A 10,859-nucleotide genomic window follows, 5' to 3' on the forward strand; every position below is an offset into this window, starting at 1 on the left:
CATCAGCATCGTCGCGACGTCCTCGCCCGATATGCCGGGGTTGATGCGCACCGTCCGCGTCGTGATCGTGGACACATCGCCGAGCAGGAAGCGGGCGATGTCGAGGATGTGGATGCCGAGATCCTCGATGATGAAGCGCCTTCCCGTCGCCAGATAGGGCTGGCCGGAAAACACGTCATAGGCGGAGCGGAAGGAGATGCGACCGAAGAAGGGCATACCGATCTCGCCGCTGTCGAGCACGGCGCGCACCGCCTGGATCGGCGACTGCCAGCGAAAATTCTCATGCACCATCAGCGGCACGCCGGCTTCCGCGCATGCCCCGACCATCGCCTTGGCATCGGCGAGCGTCGGCGCGAACGGCTTTTGGCAGATCACCGGCACGCGGTGCTGTGCCGCCATTTCGACAAGCGGACGATGGCTGGGCGCGCTGGTGGCGATATCGACGAAGTCGAGGTTTTCGCCGGCAAAAAGTTCCCCCGCATCGGTATAGCGCTTCGCAATGCCGAATTGGTCGCCGACGATCCGCAACCGTTCCGGGTCACGGTCGCAGATGGCGACGATCGAGGCGCCCGCTATGTCGCGCCAGGCATGCATCTGGTTGACGGCAAAGAAGCCGCAGCCGATCAGCGCTCCTCGCAACTCCGCCATGCTCAGCCTGCCTTTGCCATCTGCATCAGCGTCACCCGACTTTGCAGCCGGCGCTGCGCCTGGTCGACGACGACGGCAACGATGATGACGAGGCCCTTGATCACCATTTGCCAGAACGAACTCACACCCATCATCACCAATCCGTCCGAAAGAATACCGATGACGAAGGCGCCGACGATGGTGCCGCCGATCGTGCCGCGCCCGCCCGACATCGAGGTGCCGCCGAGCACCGCCGCCGCAATGGCGTTGAGCTCGAAACTTTCGCCTGTCGCCGGATGCGAGGCCATCAGCTCGGACGAGATGATCAGGCCGACGATCGCCGCGCAGAAACCGGAGAACATATAGACGAACATCTTCACCATGTTGACACGGACGCCTGAAATCCGCGACGCCCGTTCATTGCCGCCGACGGCGAAGATGTGGCGGCCAAGCGGCGTGTATTTGGCGAGATAGGCGGCTCCCAGTGCAACGACGATCAGGATCCAGATCGCCACCGGCAGGCCGAGCAGCCGGCCGGCACCGAGGAAACCGAAGCCGGTGGTGCCAAGTTCCGGTTTGCCGACCAGGTTGGGGAAGGTGCGGCCATCCGACGACAGCAGCGCCAGGCCGCGCGCGACGTAGAGGACGCCGAGCGTGGCGATGAACGGTGCAACGTTCAGCCTGGTGATCAGCAATCCGTTGACGGCGCCGATCAATATGCCGACGGCCAGTGTGATCAGCGCGATCTCGAAGACGTTGAAATAGATGGTGTAGCCGATCTGCAGGTCGATGCCGTTGAGCACGAGATAGCCGGCCACCATACCGCACAGGCCGACGATCGAGCCGACCGAAAGGTCGATGCCGCCAGTGATGATGACGAAGGTCATGCCCATCGCCAGGAATGCGTTCAGCGCCACGTGCTTCGACATCAGGATCAGATTGGCGGTCGATAGGAAATTCGGCGCCGCGATCGAGAAGAAGATCAGCACGGCGATCAGCGCGATGAACGTCCGAAGCTTCATCACGGTCAGCAGCACCGAGCCGCTGGAAGTGGAGGGAGCGGCCGCTTTGGCTGGGATGTCAGTCATGGGCGGTGCTCTCCGTGCGTGGGGTCGGTCCGTGGCCAAGCGCGGATGCAGCCACGAGTGCCGCCTCCGTCGCTTCGGCGCGATCGAACATGCCGGTCAGTTTTCCGTTGCTCATCACCGCGATGCGGTCGGACAGCGCCATCACCTCGTCGAGGTCGGAGGTGGCGAACAAAATCCCCAAACCGTCGCGGGACAGTTTGCGCATGGTGCGGAAGACGTCGGCCTTGGCGCCGACATCGATGCCTCGGCTGGGCTCGTCCATCAGCAGCACCTTGGGTTCGGTGAGCAGCGCCTTGCCGATCACCACTTTCTGCTGGTTGCCGCCCGACAGCGACGACACCTCCTGCGCAGGGTCGGCGACCTTGATCGCCAGCTCCCGCACCATCTGCGTCACCGCCTGCCTTTCGTCGGCGCCACGGATATGGAACAGGCGGGCAAATCGCAACAGGCTGGCCAGCGTCAAATTGCTGGCGACCGAGAGGATCGAGACCAGCCCTTCGCGCTGACGGTCTTCGGGGATCAATGCCAGGCCACGCCGGATGCGCCGCGTCGTATCGCGCTCCTTGACCTTTATACCGCCAATGAAGATCTCGCCCGTCGAATGGCCGTGACGGCCCATGATGCAGTCGAACAGCTCGCTGCGCCCGGCGCCCATCAGGCCGTAAATGCCGAGGATCTCGCCGGCACGCAGCGACAACGAGACATGGTCGACGGCAAGTCCGCCGGTGGCGCGGGGCAGGCAGATCTCCTCGGCACGAAAAATCTCTTCTCCCGGAAGATGGCCGTCGGCCTTGGCGAAGTCCTTGGCGTCGGAGCCGATCATCTGGCGAACGATCCATTGCGTGTCGACGTTCTTCATCTCTTCCTGGCCGGTGATGCGGCCGTCACGCAGCACGGTGATGTAGTCGCCGATGCGGATCAGCTCTTCGAGCCGGTGCGAGATATAAACGATCGCCACGCCGCGTGCCTTGAGGTCGGCGATCACCTTGAACAGGATCTCGACTTCCGCAGCGCTCAGCGCCGAGGTCGGCTCGTCCATGATCAGGATGCGCGCGTCGAGCGAGACCGCCTTGGCGATCTCGACCAGCTGCTGCTGACCGATGCGCAGATCCTCAACCAGCATGTCTGGCCGTATGCCGGCTTGCAGGCGTTCCAGAAATTCCGCAGCGCGGTTTTCCTGTTGCTCGCGGTCGATCTTGCCGAAGCGGTTGGTGATCTCCCGGGTGGCGAAAATATTCTCGGCGACGCACATATTGCCGAACAGGTTCAGCTCCTGGAACACCATGCCGATGCCGCGGTTCACCGCGTCCGCGGACGAGGAGAAGGAAACCTCTTCACCTTCCAGCAGGATGCGGCCGGCGGTCGGCCGTTCGACACCGGCGATGATCTTCATCAGCGTCGACTTGCCGGCGCCGTTTTCACCGACCAGCACGTTGACCGCGCCCTTGCGCACCTCGAAATTGGCGCGCTTGACCGCAACGGTGCCGGAATAGACCTTGGAGACGTCCTCGAGCTTCAGGATGATTTCGCGCTCAGCTGTCGCGCTCATGGTTTCGGCCCGATCTCTGCCTCCGCCGGCGTCACCAGCGGCAGGTCCTGGCCGCTCCCCAGCGTATAGGCGCCGAGCACCTTGGCGCTGCGGCCTTCCAGCGCATCGCGTGGCAGCTTGGAGAGCACCGTCTTGTCGGCATAAGCGTTGAACGCCTTGCCGAACTGGGCGAAGTCGATCTGGTTGGTGAAGTCGTTGAACTGGATGAAGTCCAGGCTGTCGCGCAGCGCGGTACCGCGCACCGCCGGTCCGATCTGCACTCGTGCATCGGCTTTGCCGTCGCCGTCGATATCGACGTCGACGGTTGCTGCCCGCGACTGCGTGTTGGCCGTGACGATCTTGCCTTCCAGGCGAACCGCGAAAGTCCAAGGCGAATTCGCCTGCTTGTTCGGATTGCCGTATTTGGCGCCGGCAGCCGATGGATCGGTTGTCGCCAGGGTGTGAACCTGCGCAAACGGTCCGGCTTTCTGCTGGAGATAGGGCACGACCTTTGCCGCCCATGTCTCTTCGACCATCTTGTCTGGATTGAAGGCGGGAGCGTTGTCTCCGGCTTCCGATTTCGTAGGCAGGATCTTGCAGGCGGTCAGGCTGATGCCGACCATTACGGTAAGGGTCGGCCAGTTCGGCTTGGTGTTCAGCATGGCGGCCTGTCGTTCAGCATCGTGGGCGGCCCACGGAAAATGGCGGCGAGGGGCGAAAACCGATGTTCGCCCCTCGCTATTGAAATCACGCTGGCTCAGTTCGTCAGCGCGAAGGTCTCCAGCTTGGCGGCATTGTCGCCATTGATCAGAACGCAGTCCATCAACTGCTTTTCCTTGGCCGGCGACTTCTTGTTCTTGATGAAGTCGTTGGCCTGCTCGACCGCCATCTGCGCCTGCGCGAAGGCCGGCTGCAGCACGGTTGCCTTGATACCGCCCGACGCGATGGAGTCCCGTACGTCGTTCGATCCGTCGAAGCCGACGACGATGACGTCCTTGCGGTTCGCCGCGGCAAGTGCCGCATAGGCGCCCATCGCCATCGTATCGTTGCCGGAGATCACGCCCTTGATGTCGGGGTTGGCCTGCAGGATCGATTCCATCTTGGAATAGGCTTCCGTCTGGCTCCAGTTGGCCGACTGCTGGGCAACCATCTTCAGGTCCGGATAGTCATCGATGACGTCGTGATAACCCTTGGAACGAATGCCGGCATTGGTGTCGGATTCCTTGCCGACCAGTTCGACGAAATTGCCCTTCTCGCCCATCAGCTTGACGAATTCCTGCGCGCCGAGCTGGGCGCCCTGGTAGTTGTTGGAGACGATCTGCGCCACGGCCACGCCGGTGGCGTTGATCTCGCGGTCGATCAGGAAGGACGGAATGCCCGCATCCTTGGCCTTCTGCACGGCGGCGACGGTGGCGTCCGCGCCTGCATTGTCGAGGATGATCGCCTTGGCACCGCGGCCGATCGCGGTGTCGATCAGCTCGGACTGCTTGTTGGCGTCGTCGTCATGGACCAGCACCAGCGCCTCATAGCCGAGTTCCTTGGCCTTGGCTTCCGCGCCGACGGCTTCCGCCTTGAAGAACGGATTGTCGTGTGAGGGCGTGATAATGGCGATGAGATCCGCCGCATAGGCGGGCACTGCCGTGCCAAGCGCCAGCATGCCGGCGAAAGCCGCAAGCGTCATTCTGCGTGTGAGTTTCATGAAGTCCTCCCGTTTGAAAAATTGCCTTGATCGGCCAATGGCTTTGTCTGCATCCGAATTCGTCAGGCAGCGCGGGCCGCGGATCGCTTGGGTCGAAAACCGTTGCCGGCTTACCCAGGACGGATCGTTGCTCCCCAGCCATCCTCCACTTGCCCAGGCATCGTGCTCCCTGCGAAACCTTGTCGATCCGAGCCATGAACAGCTAAGCCAACTGGTATGATGAGTCAACCACAAATTCAGGTGACATGTACCTGATGAGCTACCAAAACCGAGGATCGGCAATGGCATGCCGGGCCTTCGAGGTGCTGCGTCAAGCACCTGTCTTCTCTCAGGTGATCCGCTGAATGCTGGCGGCGATCTCTTCCGGTTCGAACACGCGCTTCCAGTCGTCACGCATCAGCACCGGCTTGCCGAACTCGATCGCCTTGTTGCATGCGTCGGAGAAAACGCCCTTGGTCTCGCCGAAAATGACGGCGCCGAGCACGTTCATATGGCCGAGCAGGAAGTCGAGTGCCGCCTGCTGGTCGACGCCGCGCGCCACGACCTCGTCGACGGCTTCTTTCATGACCACCAGCAACGAGGCGCACACCGTCTCCGAAAGGCCAGGCTCGAGCAGCGCCATCTGTTCGACGCTGACGCGGTGCGAACGCATCACCGGCGCCCATATGATCTTCGCGATCGCCTCGCCCTTGGCGTAGTCCTCTTCCGGGCCCTGCATCAGGGCGCTGACCATGTGCTGCTTGGCCTTCACGCCGCCGAAATAGTCCTTCTTGGCTGCCATGTCGGTCTCGTCATTGAAGATCGGCGGATGGCAGGGGTGAGTGACGAAATAGGTGAGGTCAGGCCGCTTCGGCAGATGGCCGGCGAAAGGTGCCGCCGCGTCGAGCACCACCACCATCGTGCCTGGCGCCAGCTTGCTCTCGATGCTGGCCGCTACCTTGCCGATATGCGTGTCGGGAACGGCCAGGATCACCACATCCGCGTCCTTGAGCGCCTCGTCGGCACTGACCGTATCGAAACCCAGTCCGGTCTTCAGCCGTTCGCGGCCGGCATCGCTGACCTCGACATGGCGTATCGTGTAGGGCGACCCGCGAAAATTGGTCGACAGGCGGTAGCCCATTTTCCCGCCAGCCCCGAACAGCGCAATCGTTGTCATCTGGTCACCACTCCTGTTCTTCGGCGACGGCATCGCGCGTCGTCAACTGATCAACTGGTATAATCACGCTACCAGATTTTGGCAATGCGATAATGACCATGCGATGCGTTCGCCGCGTCATCGGCTGCCGCCGGTAGCACGAGAATCATGGATGGCGCGCTCGGGATATGATCTCTAGATCACCAGAAGAAGCCCGCGCTTGCCCGCTGAGTGCGCATGAGCGCTGCTCTGCCATCCCCAGAAATAGGAGGCATGTGATAGGGGTCGGAGGTCGGGCCGGGCGCTACTTCAAAAGATCGACCAGCATGTCGAAAGCCGCATCGATATCGCCACGAACCGCCGCCTGAACTGCCTGCTCGTCCCGGTCGCGCAGGGCCGCAAACATCTGTTGATGGTATGTGTTCGCGGTCGAGTAGGACCCATGCAGCATATTGAAATAGGGGCTGATCTGCAGCCATAGATCCTTGATGATCTTGAGCAGGGTTTCGGATCCCGCTGCTCGGTAGATTGCGAAGTGGAAGGTATAATTCGCCCTGAGATAGGCCTTTACGTCGTCCGCGCCATTCGCGCGTTCCAGTGAGTCCAGATCGCGCGCGAAAATCGCAAGATCCGCATCACTCCGGTTCTGTGAGGCCCAGCCGGCGGCGATGGCCTCTATCTCAAAACGTACATTGCGCAAATCGGTGAGCCGCTCGCGGCTGAGCGCCGGAATACCAATGGAGCGTCCGGATACCACAGTGAGCGCGTTGGCTGCCGTCAGGCGCCGCAGCGCTTCCCTGACCGGCATCGGGCTGACGCCAAAGGCGTCGGCGAGGCTCTGAACCGTGACCATCTCGCCCGGTACGATGCTGCCGTCGAGGATCAGTTCGGTGACCTGATTGTAGACCCGGTCCTGCAGAGTTTCCTTGGACAGTGGAATGATCTCGACACCAGGCTTCCTGAACGCCGATCCAGCCATCTCCGGTCAACCTTCCCGCCCAAGGGCGACACTATTGCTTGTCTGGGAATGCAAGGTTCGTGGTGCCACGTCAAGCGGCCGACATAGCCCGTTTTGATATAAACGATTTCATCATTGATATTTGATCAAACGATGTTACGGTCGCTGGCATCGAATGGCAAGGGTTACGTTTTGTGCCCTTGGGAGGCATTCGGTCGTTCTGTTTGGGAGGAGTTTCACATGGGTATCGGATCGAAAGTCCGGCGGCTCGCGCTGCTGGCTGGGATGGCTGCATGCGCCTTCGGCCTGTCCGCCGCGCAGGCAGCCGAGAAGCACAAGATCTTTCTCAGCATGAGCTACATCGGCAATGATTGGCAGGCGGAGGCGGCCAACATGGTCAAGGCCATGGCCGCCCACAAGAGCCTGGCCGACAAGGTCGACCTGCAGGTCCAGGTCGCTGGCCCCAACGCGCAACGCCAGATTCAGCAGATCAACGCGATGGTGCAAAGCGGCGCCGAGGCGATCGTCGTGTATCCGATTTCCCCGACCGCGCTCAACCAGGTCGTCAAGAATGCCTGCGACAAGGGCGTGAAGGTCTTTGCCTACGACGCCGAGATCACCGAGCCTTGTGCCTACAACGTCCACATCGACCAGCTGGAAGCCGGCAGGGTGACCGCCGAATGGCTGGTCAAGAAGCTCAACGGCAAGGGCAACATCATCGCCATCACGGGTGTCCCGGGAACATCCGTCGACGATCAGCGGACAAAAGCCGCCAAGGAAGTCTTCGCCAAATATCCTGATATCAAGATCGTCGGCGAGGCTGTCGGCATGTGGAGCCAGGCGGTCGCCCGCACCGAGCTCTCGAAAATCCTGGCCACCCGCAATTGGGACGACATCAACGGGCTGTGGATGCAGGTCGGCTGCTTCACCGCCAACTCGATGCAGCTCGAGGCTGGCAAGAAGACCAGCGAACTCCTGCCTTGCGCCGGCGAAGGTTCCAATGGCGGCCGCATCCAGATGCTGCCGGAGGGCACCGAAGTCGAAGGCGCGGCCGCGCCCTACGCGCCGGCCGGCGCACAACGCATTTCCTACGCCTCGCCGCCTTATTCGGGTGCGCTGGCGCTGAAGCTTGCCGTCGAGGCGATCGAAGGCAAGGACGTGCCTAAGACCACCATCCTGCCGCTGCCGGTCGTCACCAACGAGACGATCAAGCTGTGCGACGAAGGCACATGGGCGGAGATGAAGGCCGGCTGCAACGCCTTCAAGCCGTCGCTGGTCTCCAACCCGGGCTGGTTTGCCTCGATCTTCTCGGACCAGACACCCGAGGTCGGCCTCGCGGCTGCCCTCGTCGGACAACCGGAAGAATAAGCCTCCCAAGGCGATCTTGACGATGCGCGGACATTTTCTGTCCGTGCATCGTCAGCCCATGCCAAGCCTGGCGATCGAGGACAATGACAGAACATTCCGAGCTCCCCGCCATCGAGATCGACGGCATCAGCAAGGCGTTCGGACCGACCGTTGCGCTGGACGGCGTGTCGTTTGCGATCGCGCCCGGCAGCGTCCATGCCCTGCTCGGTGAAAACGGAGCGGGCAAGTCGACACTGGTGAAGCTGCTGTCCGGACTGGTCCGGCCGAGCCAAGGCCATGTCCGTGTCTTCGGCAAGGAGATCGCTTACGGCGCGCCGCGCGCAGCACATGCGCTGGGCATGCAGACAGCATTCCAGGAGATGACCTTGGTGCGCGACCTCTCCGTCCTCGACAACATGATGCTGCCTTACGCCCCGGTCGGCATCTCCGGCCTGATCCGCCGCGGTGCCGCCCGCAAGGCCGTCCGCCGCCATATCGAGGATCTCGGTTTTTCCGTCGATCTCGACGCCGAGGTGAGTGAGCTCGAGCTTTCGGTGCGCCAGAAGATCGAGATCGCGCGTGCCGTCTACCGCAAGCCGCGCATCCTTTTGCTCGACGAACCGACCTCGACGCTCGCCGGCCGCGATGTTGACTGGCTGGGCGACATCATCGCCGGGCTGAAGGCGGCGGGTACCACCATCGTCTTCATCACGCACCGCATGCGCGAGGTCCGCGCCTTTTGCGACACGCTGACGATCCTGAGAAACGGCCGCCACATCGTCACCGCGCCGGTTGCCGATGTCTCGGATGGCGACGTCATCGAAAAGATCATCGGCCGCAGCATCGAGCAGACCTTCCCGCCCAAGCCGGACAGCGCCCAGGCTTTCGGGCCGCCGGTTCTGGGCGTGCGCGACCTAAAGGTCGGGCGCAAGCTCGACGGCGCCGGCTTCGATCTGCGCAAGGGCGAAATCCTCGGCGTCGCCGGGTTGCAGGGCATGGGCCAGCAGGACCTGTTCCTGGCCTGCTTTGGCATGGCCGAGATCGAGCGCGGCCACATCCTCGTCGACGGCCGCAAGGTCTGGCTCGGTTCGCCGGCCGATGCCTTGCGCCCCAACATGGCCATCGGCCTGGTGCCGGAAGACCGCAAATCCGAAGGCCTGTTCCTGAAGCTGTCGGGCAGCCAGAACGCCACCCTGCCGGTGATATCGCGCTTCACACGGCTAGGCCTTGTCGACGCGCAGGCTGAGACCCGCTCCGTCGAGGCGGCATTCGACACTGTCGAGGTCGACCGCCGCGCGCTTTGGACGCGGGCCGGTGCGTTTTCCGGGGGCAACCAGCAAAAAATCGCCATCGCCAAATGGCTGGTGGCGCAGAGCCGCATCCTTCTGTTGTTCGATCCCACCCGAGGCATCGACGTCGGCACCAAGCACGAGCTTTATGTGATGATGCGAAACTACGTGGCTTCGGGCGGTTCGATCCTGCTGCACTCGACCGAGATTCCCGAACTCGTCCACCAATGCGACCGGGTCCTGGTTCTCTACGACGGGCGCATCGCCGCCGAACTCGAAGGCGACGCCATCACCGAACCGGCCATCATGCGCCCGGCGCTTGGCCATGCCGGGGAAGCCGCATGAGCAGCGCAGCAGCCTCATCCCCTGTTCCCGGCGGCTTCGGTCTGCGCCGCGCGCTGGTGCGCAATCGTGGCGCGCTGATTGCCGCGATCGTCCTGGCGATCCTGCTCTTCGTTGTCGACTGGATCAACGCCGGGCCGCTGACCTATTTCGACGTGTCGTTCCTGTCGAGCGGCGGCACCACCTCGGCGCTCGCCGCGATCGGTCAGACCATCGTCATCCTGTCGGGCGGTTTCGACCTCTCTGCCGGCGCGGTGATATCGCTGGTCAATGCCGTGCTGGCATCGAGCATGGACCCGATGGCGCCAGGCGCCAGCATCATCCTGTGGACCGCCGTCGGCATCGGCGTCGGCATGGCGGTGGGCGCCTTCAACGGCTTCTTCATCGCCGTGCTGCGCATGCAGCCCATCGTGGTGACGCTGTCGACCATGTTCATCCTGCAAGGCGTGACGCTGCTGGTGATGGACAAGCCCGGCGGCTTCGTGTCGCCCGATCTCGGTACCTTCTATCTTGGCGACGCGATCACCGGCTGGCTGCCGATGCCGCTGGTGGTGATCGGCGTCGTCCTGCTCGCCTGGTTCTGGCTGAAGGGAACCCGCTTCGGCACAGCACTTTATGCGGTCGGCAGCGATCCGGAGTCGGCCGCTTCCGTCGGCATCAATGTCGTGCTGGTGCGCTTTGCCGTCTATGTCATCGCCGGCGGCTGCTATGGCCTTGCCGGCGTCTTCATCAGCGCCCAGACCGGCAGCGGTGATCCGCTGGTCGGCAATCCGCTGCTGTTGTCGATGTTCGCGGCGGTCGTCGTCGGTGGCACGCGCCTCGGCGGCGGGCAGGGCGGCCCGGTGG

Annotated in this window: 10 protein-coding genes; 3 read left to right on the forward strand and 7 right to left on the reverse strand. The window is 62.8% G+C overall.

Annotation, left to right across the window (positions count from 1 at the left end; all coding sequences use genetic code 11):
* The 7 genes from EN964_RS12205 to EN964_RS12240 form a co-directional block, all read right to left on the reverse strand.
* Positions 1 to 648 (reverse strand): Gfo/Idh/MocA family protein (locus EN964_RS12205; protein ID WP_164775794.1); only part of this gene is annotated, 648 nt, incomplete at its 3' end.
* A gap of 2 nt (positions 649 to 650) precedes the next feature.
* On the reverse strand, positions 651 to 1,715 hold the full coding sequence (locus EN964_RS12210) for an ABC transporter permease (RefSeq protein WP_027036223.1): 1,065 nt from the start codon (positions 1,713 to 1,715) through the stop codon (positions 651 to 653).
* Complete coding sequence (locus EN964_RS12215) at positions 1,708 to 3,264, reverse strand: sugar ABC transporter ATP-binding protein (RefSeq protein WP_127269784.1); 1,557 nt, start codon at positions 3,262 to 3,264, stop codon at positions 1,708 to 1,710. The genes EN964_RS12210 and EN964_RS12215 overlap by 8 nt, the downstream gene beginning before the upstream one ends.
* Positions 3,261 to 3,905: a DUF2291 family protein gene (locus EN964_RS12220; protein ID WP_127269050.1), complete on the reverse strand. Its 645-nt coding sequence runs from the start codon at positions 3,903 to 3,905 to the stop codon at positions 3,261 to 3,263. Before EN964_RS12220 ends, EN964_RS12215 begins: the two co-directional genes overlap by 4 nt.
* Positions 3,906 to 4,000: 95 nt before the next feature.
* Positions 4,001 to 4,942, reverse strand: a complete 942-nt coding sequence (locus tag EN964_RS12225) for a D-ribose ABC transporter substrate-binding protein (RefSeq protein ID WP_127269049.1) — start codon at positions 4,940 to 4,942, stop codon at positions 4,001 to 4,003.
* A 328-nt stretch (positions 4,943 to 5,270) separates the two neighbouring features.
* Positions 5,271 to 6,098, reverse strand: coding sequence for a phosphogluconate dehydrogenase C-terminal domain-containing protein (locus EN964_RS12230; RefSeq protein ID WP_127269048.1), 828 nt, complete (start codon positions 6,096 to 6,098; stop codon positions 5,271 to 5,273).
* A 283-nt stretch (positions 6,099 to 6,381) separates the two neighbouring features.
* Positions 6,382 to 7,056: a GntR family transcriptional regulator gene (locus tag EN964_RS12240; protein WP_013533053.1), complete on the reverse strand. Its 675-nt coding sequence runs from the start codon at positions 7,054 to 7,056 to the stop codon at positions 6,382 to 6,384.
* A 219-nt stretch (positions 7,057 to 7,275) separates the two neighbouring features.
* On the opposite strand from EN964_RS12240, the gene EN964_RS12245 reads away from it, so the two are divergent.
* From EN964_RS12245 to EN964_RS12255, 3 genes are all read left to right on the forward strand, one after another.
* A complete protein-coding gene (locus tag EN964_RS12245; protein WP_127273122.1) occupies positions 7,276 to 8,403 on the forward strand; it encodes a sugar ABC transporter substrate-binding protein in 1,128 nt (375 codons plus the stop codon).
* A gap of 83 nt (positions 8,404 to 8,486) precedes the next feature.
* Complete coding sequence (locus tag EN964_RS12250; protein ID WP_127271393.1) at positions 8,487 to 10,016, forward strand: sugar ABC transporter ATP-binding protein; 1,530 nt, start codon at positions 8,487 to 8,489, stop codon at positions 10,014 to 10,016.
* Positions 10,013 to 10,859, forward strand: an 847-nt coding sequence (locus EN964_RS12255) for an ABC transporter permease (protein WP_164775795.1), incomplete at its 3' end; no start/stop codon positions are given. The genes EN964_RS12250 and EN964_RS12255, both read left to right, overlap by 4 nt.

Origin of the sequence: Mesorhizobium sp. M7A.F.Ca.CA.001.10.2.1, from assembly GCF_003998575.1 — a bacterium.
In the GTDB taxonomy this organism is placed as follows: Bacteria; Pseudomonadota; Alphaproteobacteria; order Rhizobiales; family Rhizobiaceae; genus Mesorhizobium.

Excerpts from the sequence above, each read along its gene's own strand:
- EN964_RS12210 (WP_027036223.1), bottom strand. The coding sequence starts at position 1,715 with ATGACTGACATCCCAGCCAAAGCGGCCGCTCCCTCCACTTCCAGCGGC.
- EN964_RS12215 (WP_127269784.1), bottom strand. The coding sequence starts at position 3,264 with ATGAGCGCGACAGCTGAGCGCGAAATCATCCTGAAGCTCGAGGACGTC.
- EN964_RS12220 (WP_127269050.1), bottom strand. The coding sequence starts at position 3,905 with ATGCTGAACACCAAGCCGAACTGGCCGACCCTTACCGTAATGGTCGGC.
- EN964_RS12225 (WP_127269049.1), bottom strand. The coding sequence starts at position 4,942 with ATGAAACTCACACGCAGAATGACGCTTGCGGCTTTCGCCGGCATGCTG.
- EN964_RS12230 (WP_127269048.1), bottom strand. The coding sequence starts at position 6,098 with ATGACAACGATTGCGCTGTTCGGGGCTGGCGGGAAAATGGGCTACCGC.
- EN964_RS12240 (WP_013533053.1), bottom strand. The coding sequence starts at position 7,056 with ATGGCTGGATCGGCGTTCAGGAAGCCTGGTGTCGAGATCATTCCACTG.
- EN964_RS12245 (WP_127273122.1), top strand. The coding sequence starts at position 7,276 with ATGGGTATCGGATCGAAAGTCCGGCGGCTCGCGCTGCTGGCTGGGATG.
- EN964_RS12250 (WP_127271393.1), top strand. The coding sequence starts at position 8,487 with ATGACAGAACATTCCGAGCTCCCCGCCATCGAGATCGACGGCATCAGC.